We start from the raw sequence: 15,656 nt of genomic DNA on the forward strand, positions 1-15,656 counted from the left end.
TGCGGCCCGGGACGACGGCCGGTGCCTGTTTCCGTACGTACACGCCTGCCGGCCTACTTGCCGAAGGAGAGGATCGCGCGGCTCGCCTTCCCGGGCTCCGGGCTGTACACGCGGCCGTTGAGCAGGAACAGCCGTCCGCCCGCCCAGGCGATGCGGACGCTGTGGGTGTAGAAGACGCCCTCGGCGCCGGCGGCCGCGGCAGGGCTCCGCAGGACCGGCTGCGAGGCGCCGTCGGCCGGTGCGAGAGACACGACCGCACCCGCCTCGCCGCTGCCGGGCGAGACGTACACGACGATCCTGCCGTCCTCGACCGCGAGCGGCCACATGGTGCGGCCCTTGGGCTGCGGGGCGGTGCGCCACTTCTCCTTGGCCGTGTTCAGGTCGACGGCGACCACCTGGTTGGTGTCGTCGATGCCGAGGCTGCCGTCGGCCTTGCCCGCGCCGATGTACAGCGTGTCGGCGTCGGCCACGGAGGCGTGGCAGTCCTGGAGGCGGTCGCTTCCGTTGCCCCATCCGTTGCACCGGCCGCTGACCCCGAACGCCGCGTCGCTCTGCGAACGGATCTGGCCCTCCGCGGTGAACGCCGTGATGTTCCAGGCCTTGTTGTCCTTGTGATAGGCGGCGACGACCAGTGGGTCCACGGCGAGGACGCGGCCGATGGCCCAGCCCTTGCCGTACTGGTGGCTCCACTTGGGGACGGCCGTCGCCGGGTCCACTTCCTGGACCATCACCTGTGCGGACGAGAGGGAGCCCTTCGGGTCGAAGCAGTTGCGTACGGCGATCAGCCGCGAGCCGCCGGCGAACGTGTCCGGGCTGCAGCCGTTCGTGTTCGACGTACCGAAGAGCTTGCGGCCGTCCGTGACCGAGAAGCCGCTCATGACGGCCGACCGGGCGACGGCGACGGTGTCACCGCTGATCGCCATCTCGAACGCCAGATTCCTGTCGGAGGAGTTCTCCGGCGGCACCGGCGTCCTCCACCCCGCCTTGCCCGTGGCCAGGTCGATCTGCTGGAGGGCCGTGCAGTGTGAGGACGTCGAATCGTCCTCACGCACTCCGAGGACCAGCTTGTCGTCCGTGGACGGAGCCCGCGGCGCCCCGCACAGCGGTGTCGGCAGCGAGACCTTCCACTTCTCCTGACCGTCGGCCACCGCGTAGGCGGTGACCTCCTTCTCCATCGCCTTGACGACCACGTCGCCCACGCGCCACGGACCGTACTGCGAGACTCCCCCGCCGACGACCTCGGTCTGGTTGTCACGCAGCCAGACCGGCGCCTCACCCGGCTGGATGCCGGCATTGGGATCGTAGACGGAGGGGCCGACACCGGAGCCCGTGCCGTCGCCCTGGTCGACGGAGGGTGAAACGGAGGGCGTGGCCGATTCCTTGCCCTCCTTGCCCTTCTGGCCCTCCTGCGCGACGGGCTTGCCGCGCTCACCGCCGGCCGTGAGGTACACGCCGCCACCGATGAGCAGCAGGACGCCGATCAGCGCCGCGACGACCACGGCCGGGCGGACCTTGGGCCGCGGCTGCCCGTACGGGACTTGACCAAGTGGTCGCTGCTCGAACGGTTCGGGCGGAGGCCCGAAGCCGGCAGGTGCCGAGGGGTGGTGGCGGTGACCGCCGAAGGGTTCCGGCGGTACGCCGGGTGTGCGACCGGTCATGGGGAGAGTGTGGCCCGTAGAGCTCTATTTCTAGAATAGATTTTTAGACTATTTGGGGCGGGGGTACGTACGGGACTGCTTGACGCTGCCGAACGCGAAGCTCGACTCGATCGAGGCGATGCCGGGGATGGCGTGGATCCGGTGGCGGACCAGGGCCTCGTAGGCCTCCAGGTCCTCGATGACGACGCGCAGCAGGTAGTCGCTGCTGCCCGCCATCAGGTAGCAGTCCTGGATGTGCTCGATGACCGCGACGTGCTCCTCGAAGAGCCGGACCGCCTCCGCCGTGTGGCGTTCCAGGCGGATGCGGACGAAGACGGTGACCGGGAGGCCGAAGGCCACCTGGTCGACCATGGCCGTGTAGCCGCGGATGAGGCCCGCCTCCTCCAGGCGCCGGACGCGGCGCAGGCAGGGGGAGGGGGAGAGCCGGACGCGGTCGGCCAGATCCTGGTTGGACAGCCGTCCGTCGGCCTGCAATTCCCGGATGATCTGCAGATCGACTGCGTCCATGGCCACTCCTTGGCAGATCCTGCCCCAAACGTACGTCCGGGAGACAGAACTGGCAATCGGCTGCCCCGCCTCAAGCCCTAGCGTTGCAGGGAACGGACCGGACGGGTCCCAGAGGCTGGAGCATCTCCCTTGGTCGCGACGAACACCCTGGCGGCCGCCCCTCCCGGGCCGCCGGGCAGCAGCCGCCGCCGGCTCTCCCCGCAGGCCGTCGGCATGCTGGCGCTACTGGTGACCGTGTCCATCTGGGCCGCCTTCGCGCTGAGCGCCCGCGCCCTGGCCGCCTCCACGCTCCTGCCCGCCGACGCGGCCCTGCTGCGCTTCGGCGTACCCCTGCTGGTCCTGGCGCCCGCGCTGTGGCGACGCCGTCGCCGCATCGCGGCGGTGCGGCCGGGCCCCGCCGCCAAGATCATCTGTGGCGCCGGGGTGCCGTTCTTCCTCGCGGCCATGCAGGGCGGCGCCCTGACCTCCGCGGCCTTCGTCGGCTCGATCGTCCCCGGGATGGTCCCGCTGTTCGTCTCCGCGCTGATGGTCGCCCGGGGTCACGGCCTGCCCCGCGGTACGCAGCCGGCCGGGCTCGCGCTCATCGCGGCCGGGGTGGCCGCCCTCGTCTGGCGCTACGTCGTCCCCGTGGACACGGACGTGCTGGCCGGCGCCGGCCTGCTCCTGGTGGCCAGCGGGCTGTGGGCCCTGTACACGGTCGGCCTGCGGGACGTGGACCTCGATCCCGTCGGGTCGATCGGACTGCTGTGCCTGCCCTCCTTCGCGGTGATCGGGCTCCTGATCCTGACCGGGGTGCTCCCGACGGGTCTGGCGCACGCCGCCACAGGTGACATTGCAATGTTCCTCGTGGTGCAGGGCCTCGGCGTCGGACTGTGCGCCGGCCTGCTGTACGCCTTCGCCATCCGCCGCCTGGGCGCCGAGCGCAGCTCCGTCGTCGGAAGCCTCAGCCCCGTCGCCGTCGTGCTGCTCGCCATTCCCCTGCTCGACGAATCACCGACCCTCGCCGTGCTGATCGGCGTCCCCCTCATCACCGCAGGCGTCGTCCTCGCCAACCGCCGCCCCACGACCAAGGTGCCCGCAGATGCTTGAGCTCCTCCCCCCGCCGCCCACCGACCCGCTGTGGGACCTGACGTACGAGTTCGGCGCCGACGAGCGGCCCGAGCGCATGAACCTCGTCCTCGGCGTCTACCGCGACCACACCGGCCGCACCCCCGTCATGGCCGCCGTACGCGCGGCCGAGATCCGGCTGGCGGAGCGTTCCGCGTCCAAGGAGTACCGGGGGCTCTCCGGCAACGCGGCCTTCAACCGCGCCCTGCTCGCCATGGTCATGGGCCCGGGCCCGGACGGAGCGGCCGACCGGGCCGCGGCGGTGCAGACCGTCGCCGGCTCCGGCGCGCTGCGACTGCTCGCCGATCTGATCTGCCGCACCCGCCCCGGCACCACGGTGTGGATCAGCGACCCGGCCTACGTCAACCACCGGCCCATCCTGGAGGCCGCCGGGCTGAAGGTGCGCACCTACGGCTGGTGCGACGCCGGCGGCGGCTTCGACGCGAGCGGCGTGCTGCGCGAGCTGCGCGGGGCGCGGCGCGACGACGTGGTCCTGCTCCAGGGGTCCTGCCACAACCCCACGGGCGTCGACCCCTCGCCGGACGAGTGGGAGGCGCTGGCCGACCTCGCCGTCCAGAGCGGCTGGGTTCCGTTCGTCGACCTCGCCTACCACGGGCTCGGCGACGGGCTGGAGGCCGACCTGCTGGCCACGCGCATGCTGGCGGCGCGCGTACCGGAAATGCTCATAGCCGTCAGCTGTTCGAAGAATTTCGGCCTCTACAGCGACCGCACCGGCTGCGCCATCGTCGTCGGCGCTTCGGGCCAGGCGGTGCGGCACGCGGAGACGGCGCTGCAGAACGCCGCCCGGACCCTGTACTCGATGCCGCCCGAGCACGGCGCCGCCGTCGTGACGACGATCCTGGAGGACGACGGACTGCGGGCCGCCTGGCAGGCGGAACTGGAGGTGATGCGGGGCCGGATCACCGCCAACCGCAAGGACCTGACCGTGCACTTGAGCGCGCTGGGCCACGAGGTGCGGGCCGAATCGCTCGCGCGCCAGAAGGGAATGTTCTCGATGCTGCCGCTGACGGCGCCGCAGATGCTGCGGCTGCGCAGGGAATTCGCCATCTACGGCACGACGTCCGGCCGGATCAACATCGCGGGAATCGCGGCCCACCGAATCCCCTCCCTCGCACAGGGCATCGCGTCCGTCCTCGGCGCGGCCGACATGTCGAGGTAAATCCGGCGGGGGGAATGGCCGGATGGAACTCGCCGCAGACATCGCACTGTTGACCGTATGGCATCATGGCGGCGTTGTCTGCTCGGGAATCGAGGGGCCGTGCGGTACGGCATTTCCGAGATGACGACTCATCTCTTTCCCGGTCGGCCAGGGGTGAAGGCAACAGCATGACCGGGCTAGGGCGGCCGCGCTGGGGTTCGCCGGAGGACTGAGGATGAAGTTACCCTGCTCTGCGTTCCCGACGTCGGAGGACCGACGGATCAGGCGGCGCCTGAAGAAGGTCCGCCGTACCTGCGAGGGGATGCTCGCGCAGTGGGGCATGGAGCACGGTTGCGGCATCGACGAACTCCACCATTATCTGAGTGAAGAGCGCCGGCGTCCCATTCATCTGATTTCGTCACCTTTCCCGGAGCCCCACCTTTTCGGCATCTGGCTGAAAATGGATGACTTCGACATCATCGTGTTCGAGAAGGCGGCTTCGCCGTCACACAAAGAACACATCATCGCCCACGAACTGTCCCATATCGCCTTGGAGCACAGCGGGTCCGTACAACTGGACCAGAGCGATCCGAGCCAATTGTTCTCCGACGTCGACCCGGCGGACGTACGGAGCATGCTCATGCGCTCCCGCTACAGCGACGACGAGGAGCAGGAAGCCGAGACCATGGCATCGCTGATCCTGGCCCGGGCCACGAAACGGTGGGACGAACGGGCCTGGGGCGTCCCGGACGAGGCCGCCGAGATCGTCGCCCGCATCGAAAGCGGTCTCGGCAGGCCGGACCAGGGGTGGCTGTGATCTACGGAGTCCTCGCGTGGGTCTGCGCCGTCGGCGGGCTCGCGGCCTTCGCCTACCGGCTTCCGGACCTGCTGCGCAGAAGGCACGACATCGCCCTGTGGGCGCTGTGCGTCTACTTCCTCTGTTCCGGGATCAGCTTCCTGGTCGACCTGGACGCCCTGCGGCTGCACATCTCCGGTTTCTTGGGCCTCCCGAACATCACCTCGCTGATCACCCAGGTCGCGGTGGTCGTGCTCACCGCCGCCCAGCAGGTCGTCCTCGTCTACTGGTCGTCCCCGCCCGCCGAGGCCCGGCGCATGGCCCGCCGCCGCGTGCTGCTCTTCGGCGCCGCGCTGTGCGTGCTGGTGACCGTGTCCCTGGCCGTCGGCCCCGCGACGAAGTCCGAAACGGCCACCTCGACGATCCTGCTGAGCATCCAGGACGGCAGGTACGCGCTGTACATGTCGTTCTACCTGCTGATCTGCGCCGTGGGGCAGTTCGAGACCGTACGGCTGTCCCTGCGCTTCACGAAGCTGGCCAACCGGCAGTGGCTCAAGGTCGGCATGCGCACCGTGACCGTCGGCGCGAGCCTCATCCTCGTCTACTGCGTCACGCGCGGCATCCAGATCGCCGGCACCCGGCTGCACTACGACGGAGCCGCCCTCGACCCCGTCCAGTGGACGAGCGGCAGCATCGGCGCCCTGCTACAGATCACCGGCTGGACCATCCCCTCCTGGGGCATCCACGTCACCCGCGCGCGGGGATGGATCCGCAGCTACCGCTCCTACCTGCGCCTGCGGCCCTTGTGGTGGGCGCTCTACCAGGCCTCGCCGGACATCGCGCTGGACCCGCCGCGCTCCTGGCCGCGTGACCTCGTACCGCCCCGCGACCCGCACTACCGCCTCTACCGGCGCGTCATCGAGATACGCGACGCGCAGCTGATGCTCCGCGCCTCGCTCTCCCTCGCCGACTTCTCCCGCGTGGCCCGCTCCCTGGGCCTGCCCGACGACCCCACCTCGCCCCTGGGCGAAGCGCTGCAACTGCGCGCCGTACTGAGCCGTCCCGCCGAGGAGCGGGCGGAACCGGACGACGCGTCGGACATCCCGGCGCGCCCGCCCTACGACGACTTCCGCGACGAGGTGGAGTGGCTGAGCCAAGTGGCCGCCTCCTTCACCGCCCTCGGCGAGGACCACCCCGGGCGCGCCGAAGCCCGCCTCCTGTCATGACACCGCGCCACGAGGACCGCGACGAAGCGGTCCTGTCCGCATTACGCACCACGCAGCGCCTCGTGGCCATCGACACCGCGCAGGGCGCGACGGCCGCCGTGCCCGCCGTGCGCGAGGCCGTGCGGCGCATCCCGGACGTGGCGGCCGACCCCGCACACCTGCGCGGCCACGACGGTGACCGGCTCGCGGCCCTCTCCGAGCTGTGCGAGGTCATCGGCTGGATCCTCTTCGACGCGGGCCTCTACCGCCGGGCCCACCGGATGAACGCCCGGGCGTTGGCCCTGGCCGGTCTGTGCGGCGACCGCTGGACGGCCCGGTTGGTGCTCCTGAACCACAGCATGCTCACCACCCACACCGGGCATCCGCGGACCGCCCTGGAGACCGCCGCGCGGGTGACCGGTCCTCGGCCGCTGCCCGCCAGGGTCGCCAGCCTCGTCCTGATCCGCCAGGCGCACGCCACCGCCGTGCTGGGCGGCCACCGGGAGCCGCTGGAGCTGATCTCCCGCGCGCGGAGCCGGTTCCTGGACGGCGTCTCCCGCCGCGACCCGCACTGGGCCTGGTGGATCGACGAGAGCGAACTGCTCGGCCACCGGGGCTGGGTACTGGCCCGGCTGCACCGGTGGGACCAGGCCATCGCGCTCCTGCACCGGGCGGCCACGGCTCCCGGCCCCTCCTACCGGCACCTGTTCACCGCGGAGCTCCTCTCGGCCCTGGCGGGGGCCGGGGCCTGGAGCGAAGCGGAGGACCTCATCGCGGACCTCGCCCCCCGCGCCGCCCGTATCGGGTCCGTACGGACGACCGAGACGCTCCGCCGGACGGCCACCGGCCTGCTCCGGCGCGCCGACGCCCCGCGCCCGCTGCGGGACGCGGCGGCCTTCCTGCTCGAGTCCCTGCCCGCCCCGGCGGTCGGGGCCGCCACCCCCGACCGGTACTTCCCCACTCCAACAGACAGGGACTGATCCACATGCGCAACGCACGGGTATCGATGCCCGCGGCCACCGTCTTCGCGGCGGTCGTACTGCTCCTCGCCCTCGCGGGACCCACGTCCGGCACCGGCCTGGATACACGTGTCGCCCCGGCGGCGGCGCAGGAGAGCGCCACCGAGCAGGGCATGCCCTTCGTGTCGACCCAGCTGTACTTCGGGACCGGCCGCCACAACGGCCACCCGCCCATCACGGACGAGGAGTTCAACACCTTCGTCGCCGAGGTCGTCACGCCCAGATTCCCGTCGGGACTGACGATCCAGGAAGGCAGAGGACAGTGGCGTGACAAGGACGGGGACATCAACCGGGAGCGGTCGTTCGAGCTGACGGTGCTCTATCCCGCCACGGAGGCGCACGCCCGCAACGCCGACATCGAGTACATCCGCCGCCTGTACTGCGACATGTGGGAACTGGAGTCCGTCGGCCGGGCCGACGCCCGGGTGCTGGCCGACTTCTAGGGGGTGTTCCCCGGCGCGGGCGGGGCGAACTCCGGCTGGTCCAGGAGGCGCAGCCAGCTTCCGTCGGGCTGGCGGCGGACCACCTGGGCCCGGGCGCCCGCGCCGTCCTTCGGCGGGGTCGAGGTGAGCGCGATGTCCTCGGCGATCAGGGTCGGCAGCGGGCTCTCCCGCTCGAAGTGCGGTGCGTGGACCAGCACCTGCTCCCACAGGGCCTGGATGGCCTTCCGGCCGACCGTGAGGCTGCCCGTCGGATACGCCATGACCGCGTTCTCCTCGTAGAGCGCGGCGATGCCGGCCGCGTCGGCCGCGTTGGCGCGCTCGACGAACAGCCGGGTGAGGTCCTCGGGGCGCCATGCCTTCTCGTTCATCAGCACAGGGTTCCTTCCGTCGTCGCCGGGGTCGGCCCCTTCACTCTCGGACACGCTCGTACATAAGTCCAATAGATGGATCTTCTTCGAAGCAGAAGCAACAGTTATGGGAGGCCGGGGCTGTAGGGGCGGACCTGGTCCACGCAGCGCCCCGCGCGGAGCCCTCGGATAGGGTGAATCGGTAGGTATCAGGCCCCCCGGGGTGAGGTCGGTGCGTTGGACGCTTTCCACTCGACGAGCGAGGTGCCCGATCAGCCGGTGGCGGCTGTCGGGTACGCCGGTGTGCTCCGCGAGCTGCTGCCGATCGCCCTGTGGCGGGAGGACGCGGACGGGCGCGTCGTGGAGTGGTCGCTGGCCGCGCAGGACCTGCTGGGTCACCGTCCGCAGGACATCATCGGACGGTTCGGTACCGCTGTGCTCGTGCCCGACGCCAACCGCGAGCTCGCCGAGCAGCTGACCCGCCGCGTCCAGGCCGGTGAGACCGTCGTCGGCACCCTGCCCGTGCGCCACCGCGACGGCCACCAGGTGACGATGGAGATGTGGATCGTGCCCGCCGCCGACCCGCAGGGCCGTACGGGCGCCATGCTCATCGCCGTCGAGACCTCCGAGGTCCTGCGCATGCGGGACTCCCTCGCCGCGCTCCAGAGCCTCTTCACCCAGTCCCCGATCGGGCTCGGCACCCTCGGCCCCGACCTGCGCTTCCTGCGGGTCAACGACGCGCTCGCCCGGATGAACGGCGTCCCCGCCGCCGAGCACGTGGGCAAACGCCTCACCGAGGTCGTGCCCGGGGTCAACGCCACCGCCCTGGAGGCGACCATGCGGCAGGTGCTGGAGGAGGGCACCGCCGTCGTCGACGTCCGCCGCACCGGACGCACCCCCGCGGACCCCCTGCACGACCGGACCTGGTCCTGCTCGTACGCCCCGCTGCTCGACGGCAGCGGCCGCCGCCTCGGCCTGATCGCCTCGCTCATCGACATCACCGAGGGCCAGCGCGCCCAGCTGGAGGCCGAGCGGGCCCGTACCCGCTTCGCCCTCCTCGCCGAAGCCGGCACCCGCATCGGGACCACCCTGGACCTGAACCAGACCGCCCAGGAGATCGTGGAGCTGCTGGTGCCGCAGCTCGCGGACTCGGCCGACGTACAGCTCCTCGAAGCGGTGCTCGACCCCGACGAGGCGGCCACGGCCGCCGCCTCCACGCGCGGGGTCATGCGCCGGCTCGCGGCGACCTTTCCCGACCCGGCCGCGCCCACCGCCTCCCTCACGGCGGGCCAGACCTTCCAGATCCCGGCCGGGACGGTCTACGAACGGGTCATCGCCGAGGGCGTGCCCATGAACCTGTACGTCTCCGACATCCCGGCCCTGATCACCGACCCGCGCGCGGAGCGCCTGCGCGATTACCTCTCCACCCTCGGATCCGCGCGGATGGTGCCGCTGGTCGCGCGCGGCAAGGTGCTCGGCGCGGTCGTCGTGACCCGGGTGCGCGGGCGCGAGCCGTTCGACGCGCAGGACCGCGTACTCGTCGACGAGCTCGTCGCGCGCGCGGCGCTCAACATCGACAACGCCCGGATGTACACCACCCAGCGGCAGGCAGCCCTCACCCTCCAGCGCAGCCTCACCAACAGCGCGCTGCCCGTGGTCCCCGGCCTCGAACTCACCGGCTGCTACCTCCCCGCCAGTGACCACGACGTCGGCGGCGACTGGTTCGACGTCATCCAGCTGCCCCGCGGCCGCACCGGCCTGGTCATCGGGGACGTCATGGGCCACGGCATCCACGCCGCCGCCGTCATGGGCCAGTTGCGCACGGCGGTGCGGACCCTCGCCCGCCACGACGTGCCGCCCGCCCGGATGCTCCGCTCGCTCGACGCGGTCGTGGCCGACCTGGGCGAGGACGAGATGGCGACCTGCGTCTACGCCGTCCACGACCCGGCCACCGGCGGCTGTGTCGTCGCCCGCGCCGGGCACCCGCCGCCCGCCGTCGTGGGCGCCGACGGAAGGGTCACGTTCCTCGACGGGCCGCCCGGGACCCCGCTGGGCACCGGCGGGCAGGACTTCCGCACCCAGGAGGTGCCCCTGCCTCCCGGCAGCCTGCTCGCGCTGTACACCGACGGGCTGATCGAGGCCCGCGACCGGGACCTCGACGAGGGGCTGGACCGGCTCGCCCGGGCGCTGGAGCAGGCCGACCAGCCCTTGGAGGCACTGTGCGAGCACATCCTGGCGCAGCTGCTGCCCAGCGCCCCCGGGGACGACGTGGCGGTGCTCCTGGCCCGCACGACGCCGTAGCACCGCAGCCGCCGTAGCCGCCGCCGCACGGGGCACCGGGCCTGCCGGCCCGTCACCAGGCCATGTCCTCCAGAGTGTCCAGGTCCAGCGCCAGCGGCAACGGCGGCTCACCGCCCCCGCTCCGCGACAGCTCGGCCCAGATCACCTTGCCGCGCTCCGTGTAGCGCGTGCCCCACCGTTCGGCGTACTGCGCCACGAGGAACAGCCCGCGGCCGCCTTCGTCCGTGCTGGCGGCGTACCGCAGGTGCGGGGAGGTGCTGCTGCCGTCGGAGACCTCGCAGATCAGGTTCCGGTCGAGCAGCAGGCGGACCCGGATCGGGGCCGTCCCGTACCGGATGGCATTGGTGATCAGCTCACTGAGGATCAGCTCCGCGGTGAAGGCGATGTCCTCCAGCCCCCAGGCGGCGAGCTGCGCCGCGCCCGCGCCCCGCACCCGGGAGACGGCGGCCGGGTCCTCGGGCACGTCCCACTCCGCGATCCGGCTGGGCTCCAGGCGCCGGGTGTCGGCGATCAGCAGGGCGATGTCGTCGCTGGGCGCCGGGAACAGCAGCGCGTCCAGCACGTCCGCGCAGGCCTGCTCGGGGCTGCGGCCGGGCCGCGACAGGGTCTCGGCCAGCAGCGCGAGGCCGGTGTCGAAGTCCCGGTCGCGGTCCTCCAGCAGGCCGTCGGTGAACAGCACGAGCCGGCTCCCCTCGGGCAGCCGCAGTCCGGTCGTCACGAAGGGCATGCCACCGACCCCGAGGGGGAGACCGGTGGGCAGCTCGGGGAACTCCACCCGCCCGTCGGCGTGGACCAGGGCGGGGCCGGGGTGTCCGGCGCTGGCTATCGTGCAGTAGCCCGAGACCGGGTCGTAGATGGCGTACAGGCAGGTGGCCCCGGTGATGCCGGCGGTCTCCTCCCCGCCGTCACCGAGCCGCTCCGGCTCGCCCTCGCGCGGCTCGCCGCCCTCCAGCTGGTCGATCCGGTCGATGAGTTCGTCCAGATGGCCCAGCAGCTCGTCGGGCGGCATGTCGAGAGTGGAGAAGTTGTGCACCGCGGTGCGCAGCCGGCCCATCGTCGCCGCCGCGTGCACCCCGTGGCCGACCACGTCGCCCACCACGAGGGCCACCCTGGTTCCCGTCAGCGGGATCACGTCGAACCAGTCCCCGCCCACCCCGGCCTTCGCGGGCAGGTACCGGAAGGCGACGTCGACCGCGCTCACGTCGGGCAGCACCCGGGGCAGCAGGCTGCGCTGGAGCGTGACGGCGGTGGCGTGCTCGCGCGTGAAGCGGCGGGCGTTGTCGATGGAGACGGCCGCGCGCGTCCCCAGCTCCTCCGCGAAGGACAGGTCCTCCTCGTCGAAGGGCTCCGGGGTGTCGGCGGCCCGCCAGAAGTTGGCCATGCCCAGCACCACGCCCCGGGCCTGGAGCGGTACGGAGATCAGCGAGTGCAGTCCGTACTCCAGAGCCGTCCTGGTCCCGTCGGCGTCCTGCGCCCGCCAGCCCATGGCCTCGTGCAGATCGGCCGCGAGCACCCCGTGCCCGCCGGACAGGGCGGCCGCCATCGGGGCCGTCGGCACGACGAACCGGATGATGTCGCCGACCGGCTGGAGCGGCTGGTCGGTGCGCACCCCGCTCATGGCCGCCCGCCGCATCTCGGTGTGGATTCCGGAGGCGGACGAGGGCTCGTCGCCGCGCAGCACCGGCTCCAGCAGCTCGACGGTGACGAAGTCGGCGAAGCGGGGGACGGCGACCTCCGACAGCTCCTCGGCGGTGCGCACCACGTCCAGGGTGGTGCCGATGCGCACCCCGGCGTCGTAGAGCAGCTGGAGTCGCTCCAGGGCCACGTCGGCGCGCCCGGAGACCGCGGCGAGCTCGGTCGTGTCGCGCAGGGTCATGACGGTGCCCAGGAGCCGGCCGTCGTACGGCTTGGTGGGGCGTACGTTCACGGCGAGGAGCCGGTCGCCCGCCAGGTGCACCTCGTCCGTCGCGCCCCTTCCGGAGACCAGCAGTTCGGCGGTCCGCGGATCGAGGCCGAGGTCGTTCACGTGCCGCTGTTCGGCATCGGCCGGCAGGTCCAGCAGCCGCCGGGCCTCGTCGTTGGCGAGCAGCAGCCGGTGGTCCGCCCCGACGATGAGGACGCCCTCGCGTACGGCGTGCAGCACCGCCTCGTGGTGTTCGTTCATCCGGGCCATCTCGGCCGCGCCCAGGCCCCGGGTCTGGCGCCGCAGCCGGCCGCTGACCAGGGCGGCGCCGCCGGTGCCCAGCAGCAGCGCGCCCGCCGCCGCGCCGAGCAGCAGCGGGAGCTGGCCCTCGACCGCGTCGCCGACGTTCTGGACGTCTATCCCGGAGGCGACCAGGCCCACGACGGCCCCTCGGGCGTCGCGGACGGGGACCACGGCGCGGACCGCGTCACTGGGATCGCCCGTGAACGTCTCGGTGAAGGACTCCCCGGCCGCCGCGCGCGCGAGGTCGCCGGCGGCGCGCCGGCCGATCAGCTCGGGCCGGGAGTCGGTGTAGCGGATCCCGTCGGTGGTCATGACGGCGATGAAGTCCACGCCGGAGGCCCGGCGCGCCCCCTCGGCCAGCGGTTGCAGCACGGCCGTCGGATCGGGCGACGCCAGGGCCGCCGGCAGGCCCGGGGCGTGGGCGAAGGCCTCGGCGGCCGCCAGGGAACGGTTACGGGCGTCGCGCTGGCTGTCGTAGCGCGCCTGGAGCACCAGGGCCAGCACGGCCGCGGCGATCAGCACCAGCACCAGCACGGCCTGGAGCGCGAAGACCTGACCCGCGACGCTGCCGCGGGCCAGGGAGAGGTGCGCGAGCAGGCGGGCCCGTCGCGCTTCCCTGTGTCGACCCGAACGTGCGGTCATGAGCCCTTTCTAACACTGTCCCCGGGTGCGGGTGTGGTGGCCGCCGCCGCGCGGTACGCGCGGGGGCTCAGTCCGAGGTGCGCGCCGAAGTGCTGACGGAAGGTGACTTCACTGGCGAAACCGGCCCGCCGGGCCACCTCCGGGACGGGATGGTCGGTGCGTTCCAGCAGTTTGCGGGCCTCGTCCAGGCGGTGGCCGAGCAGCCACCGGTGGGGCGTGGTGCCGGTGGCCGCCGCGAAGTGCCGGGCGAAGGAGCGGGGCGACATGCCCGCCCAGCGGGCCAGGGTGGCCACGTCCAGCGGCTCGTGCAGCCGGCGCAGGGCCTGTTCCCGTACGGCGGCCAGTGTCTCGGCGGTCCGGTCGGCGGCCGGAGTCGGCCGGTCCAGGTACTGGGCGTGGTCGCCGGTGCGGAACGGACCGGTCACCATCGAACGGGCGATGGCGGCGGCGGCCTCCGCCCCGTGGGCCTCGCGTACGAGGTGCAGGCACAGGTCGATCCCGGAGGCGACACCGGCGGAGGTCCACAGCCCGCCGTCCTCGACGTAGAGCGGGGCCTGCTCGACCAGCACCGCGGGGTAGCGGGCGGCGAGCTGCGGGGCGAGCCACCAGTGCGTCACCGCGCGGCGGCCGTCCAGCAGCCCGGCCTCGGCGAGGACGAACGCCCCGGCGCAGAGCGCGGCCACGGGCACGCCCCGGGCGTGGGCCTCCCGCAGGGCGGCGAGCACCGGCTCGGGCGTCGGGTCGCCGGGCTCGGCGAGGGCCGGTACGACGATCAGGTCGGCCCCACTGAGCCAGTCGAGGCCGCGGTCGGGGGTGAGGGTCAGTCCGCCGGGCAGTGCGATGGGGCCGGTGCCCAGCGCGCAGCGGCGCAGTTCGAAGGGCGGGACGCCCGCACGGCTGCGGTCCGGGCCCCAGACCTCGGTGATGACGGCCAGATCGAAGCTCCGGATGCCGGGCTGGGCGACGATCGCGACGCGGTGCATGCGGCCATGCTGCCAGAGCCGTCCCGGACGGTGCTGCCAGGCTGGCAGGATCCCATCGGTTCGGGTCGTCGTGGCGCCTGTGACGGCGAGGGGCCGAGGCACACGATGGAGCCATGACAGAGAACGCGATCGACCTCGACGCGAACAGTGCCCTGCTGGTCGTCGACGTCCAGCAGGGCTTCGACGACACCTCCTTCTGGGGGCCGCGCAACAACCCGGCCGCCGAGGAGAACATCGCCGCGCTGATGGACGCCTGGCAGGCCACCGGCCGCCCGGTGGTCCTCGTACGGCACGCTTCCCGCCCCGGTTCCCCCCTCGCCCCGGACCAGCCCGGCCACGCCTTCAAGGACCTGGTGGAGGCCCGCCGCCACGAGTCCCTGCTGATCACCAAGACGGTCAACTCCGCCTTCTACGGCACCCCGGACCTGGCCGACTGGCTCACCGCCCAGGGCATCGGCCAGCTCGTCGTCGCCGGGATCCAGACCAACATGTGCGTCGAGACGACCGCCCGGATGGCGGGCAACCTCGGCTACGGGGTCCTGGTGCCGCTGGACGCCACCCACACCTTCGACCTCACCGGGCCGGCCGGGCTGGCCCTCACCGCCGACGAACTCACGGCCGCCACCGCGGTGAACCTCCAGGGCGGCGGCTTCGCCCGCGTGGTGACCACCCCTCAGCTGCTGGCCGCGTCCCGCGGGGACGGCTCCCAGCCCACCGCGTAGTACCGCAGCCGGTCGTCCTCGCGCAGCAGCCGCATGCCGACGGCGACCAGCACCCGCCGCGAGGCCGTGTTCTCCCGGTCGGTGTCGCCCTCGACGCCGCTCGCACCGTGCCGGCGGGCGTGCTCCAGCAGAGCCCGCAGCGCCTCGGTGGCGTAACCCCGGCCCCGGGCCGCGGGGACCAAGCCGTATCCCACCGTCACCCGGCCGCGGGCGTCGGCCGGACCGTGGAAGCCGGCGCCGCCGATCGTCAGAGCGTCCGCGCGCCGCCGGATCTCGTACGCGCCGAACGGCAGGGGATCGCCCGTCTCGGCCAACACCCGCAGGTAGCGCTCGGCCGCCGCCCGGTCCCCGGGGTCGGGGTATCCGGGTGCGCACCCGGCCTGCGGGCCGGGCACACCGGCGGCGAGGAGCCGGGCCCGCTGCGGGTCCAGGGGGACGAGCACGAGGCGCTCCGTCGTCAGTTGTTCCATGGCCCAGGGCTATCAGGGCAAGGCGCCGGCGCGCAGCGAATAGGCGTCCGGCGACGGCCGCCGGCCCGGACCCCGAGCGGGGACCTTCAAC

The 15,656-nt window shown here is 72.7% G+C and carries 14 protein-coding genes; 8 read left to right on the plus strand and 6 right to left on the minus strand.

Annotation, left to right across the window (positions count from 1 at the left end):
* Nucleotides 1-53: 53 nt before the first annotated feature.
* Together ACWDYJ_RS15130 and ACWDYJ_RS15135 are read right to left on the minus strand one after the other, a co-directional pair.
* Nucleotides 54-1,658 (minus strand): outer membrane protein assembly factor BamB family protein, encoded by a 1,605-nt coding sequence (locus ACWDYJ_RS15130; RefSeq protein ID WP_451565976.1) that lies wholly within the window; start codon nt 1,656-1,658, stop codon nt 54-56.
* 48 nt (nt 1,659-1,706) lie between these two features.
* Complete coding sequence (locus ACWDYJ_RS15135; RefSeq protein WP_451565977.1) at nt 1,707-2,165, minus strand: Lrp/AsnC family transcriptional regulator; 459 nt, start codon at nt 2,163-2,165, stop codon at nt 1,707-1,709.
* A gap of 129 nt (nt 2,166-2,294) precedes the next feature.
* On the opposite strand from ACWDYJ_RS15135, the gene ACWDYJ_RS15140 reads away from it, so the two are divergent.
* From ACWDYJ_RS15140 to ACWDYJ_RS15165, 6 genes are all read left to right on the plus strand, one after another.
* The gene (locus tag ACWDYJ_RS15140; protein ID WP_451565978.1) at nt 2,295-3,254 is read left to right on the plus strand and encodes a DMT family transporter; all 960 of its coding nucleotides are present in this window, start codon (nt 2,295-2,297) and stop codon (nt 3,252-3,254) included.
* Nucleotides 3,247-4,452 carry an amino acid aminotransferase gene (locus ACWDYJ_RS15145; protein ID WP_451565979.1) on the plus strand — a complete coding sequence of 402 codons (1,206 nt, stop codon included), beginning with the start codon at nt 3,247-3,249 and terminating at the stop codon, nt 4,450-4,452. Before ACWDYJ_RS15140 ends, ACWDYJ_RS15145 begins: the two co-directional genes overlap by 8 nt.
* Before the next feature lie 301 nt (nt 4,453-4,753).
* On the plus strand, nt 4,754-5,248 hold the full coding sequence (locus ACWDYJ_RS15150; RefSeq protein ID WP_451565980.1) for a toxin: 495 nt from the start codon (nt 4,754-4,756) through the stop codon (nt 5,246-5,248).
* Nucleotides 5,245-6,453 carry an MAB_1171c family putative transporter gene (locus tag ACWDYJ_RS15155; protein ID WP_451565981.1) on the plus strand — a complete coding sequence of 403 codons (1,209 nt, stop codon included), beginning with the start codon at nt 5,245-5,247 and terminating at the stop codon, nt 6,451-6,453. Before ACWDYJ_RS15150 ends, ACWDYJ_RS15155 begins: the two co-directional genes overlap by 4 nt.
* Nucleotides 6,450-7,412: a DNA-binding protein gene (locus ACWDYJ_RS15160; protein ID WP_451565982.1), complete on the plus strand. Its 963-nt coding sequence runs from the start codon at nt 6,450-6,452 to the stop codon at nt 7,410-7,412. Before ACWDYJ_RS15155 ends, ACWDYJ_RS15160 begins: the two co-directional genes overlap by 4 nt.
* A gap of 5 nt (nt 7,413-7,417) precedes the next feature.
* Nucleotides 7,418-7,894 carry a DUF3574 domain-containing protein gene (locus ACWDYJ_RS15165; RefSeq protein ID WP_451565983.1) on the plus strand — a complete coding sequence of 159 codons (477 nt, stop codon included), beginning with the start codon at nt 7,418-7,420 and terminating at the stop codon, nt 7,892-7,894.
* On the opposite strand, the gene ACWDYJ_RS15170 is transcribed toward ACWDYJ_RS15165, so the two are convergent.
* A complete protein-coding gene (locus tag ACWDYJ_RS15170) occupies nt 7,891-8,262 on the minus strand; it encodes a YybH family protein (RefSeq protein ID WP_451565984.1) in 372 nt (123 codons plus the stop codon). The genes ACWDYJ_RS15165 and ACWDYJ_RS15170 overlap by 4 nt on opposite strands.
* Before the next feature lie 216 nt (nt 8,263-8,478).
* Between ACWDYJ_RS15170 and ACWDYJ_RS15175 the strand changes: the two genes are divergently transcribed.
* Entirely contained in the window at nt 8,479-10,542 is a 2,064-nt protein-coding gene (locus ACWDYJ_RS15175) for a SpoIIE family protein phosphatase (protein WP_451565985.1), read from the plus strand.
* A 52-nt stretch (nt 10,543-10,594) separates the two neighbouring features.
* On the opposite strand, the gene ACWDYJ_RS15180 is transcribed toward ACWDYJ_RS15175, so the two are convergent.
* Nucleotides 10,595-13,390 (minus strand): SpoIIE family protein phosphatase, encoded by a 2,796-nt coding sequence (locus ACWDYJ_RS15180; RefSeq protein WP_451565986.1) that lies wholly within the window; start codon nt 13,388-13,390, stop codon nt 10,595-10,597.
* Nucleotides 13,387-14,373, minus strand: a complete 987-nt coding sequence (locus tag ACWDYJ_RS15185) for a GlxA family transcriptional regulator (RefSeq protein ID WP_451565987.1) — start codon at nt 14,371-14,373, stop codon at nt 13,387-13,389. Before ACWDYJ_RS15185 ends, ACWDYJ_RS15180 begins: the two co-directional genes overlap by 4 nt.
* 113 nt (nt 14,374-14,486) lie before the next feature.
* On the opposite strand from ACWDYJ_RS15185, the gene ACWDYJ_RS15190 reads away from it, so the two are divergent.
* Nucleotides 14,487-15,095: a cysteine hydrolase family protein gene (locus tag ACWDYJ_RS15190; protein WP_451565988.1), complete on the plus strand. Its 609-nt coding sequence runs from the start codon at nt 14,487-14,489 to the stop codon at nt 15,093-15,095.
* Here ACWDYJ_RS15190 and ACWDYJ_RS15195 read toward each other — a convergent pair.
* A complete protein-coding gene (locus ACWDYJ_RS15195) occupies nt 15,047-15,565 on the minus strand; it encodes a GNAT family N-acetyltransferase (protein WP_451565989.1) in 519 nt (172 codons plus the stop codon). The genes ACWDYJ_RS15190 and ACWDYJ_RS15195 overlap by 49 nt on opposite strands.
* Between the last annotated feature and the right edge of the window lie 91 nt (nt 15,566-15,656).

This window comes from Streptomyces sp. NPDC003042, from assembly GCF_053591315.1.

Excerpts from the sequence above, each read along its gene's own strand:
- ACWDYJ_RS15165 (WP_451565983.1), top strand. The coding sequence starts at position 7,418 with ATGCGCAACGCACGGGTATCGATGCCCGCGGCCACCGTCTTCGCGGCG.
- ACWDYJ_RS15130 (WP_451565976.1), bottom strand. The coding sequence starts at position 1,658 with ATGACCGGTCGCACACCCGGCGTACCGCCGGAACCCTTCGGCGGTCAC.
- ACWDYJ_RS15180 (WP_451565986.1), bottom strand. The coding sequence starts at position 13,390 with ATGACCGCACGTTCGGGTCGACACAGGGAAGCGCGACGGGCCCGCCTG.
- ACWDYJ_RS15170 (WP_451565984.1), bottom strand. The coding sequence starts at position 8,262 with ATGAACGAGAAGGCATGGCGCCCCGAGGACCTCACCCGGCTGTTCGTC.
- ACWDYJ_RS15190 (WP_451565988.1), top strand. The coding sequence starts at position 14,487 with ATGACAGAGAACGCGATCGACCTCGACGCGAACAGTGCCCTGCTGGTC.
- ACWDYJ_RS15145 (WP_451565979.1), top strand. The coding sequence starts at position 3,247 with ATGCTTGAGCTCCTCCCCCCGCCGCCCACCGACCCGCTGTGGGACCTG.
- ACWDYJ_RS15135 (WP_451565977.1), bottom strand. The coding sequence starts at position 2,165 with ATGGACGCAGTCGATCTGCAGATCATCCGGGAATTGCAGGCCGACGGA.
- ACWDYJ_RS15150 (WP_451565980.1), top strand. The coding sequence starts at position 4,754 with ATGCTCGCGCAGTGGGGCATGGAGCACGGTTGCGGCATCGACGAACTC.
- ACWDYJ_RS15160 (WP_451565982.1), top strand. The coding sequence starts at position 6,450 with ATGACACCGCGCCACGAGGACCGCGACGAAGCGGTCCTGTCCGCATTA.
- ACWDYJ_RS15185 (WP_451565987.1), bottom strand. The coding sequence starts at position 14,373 with ATGCACCGCGTCGCGATCGTCGCCCAGCCCGGCATCCGGAGCTTCGAT.
- ACWDYJ_RS15195 (WP_451565989.1), bottom strand. The coding sequence starts at position 15,565 with ATGGAACAACTGACGACGGAGCGCCTCGTGCTCGTCCCCCTGGACCCG.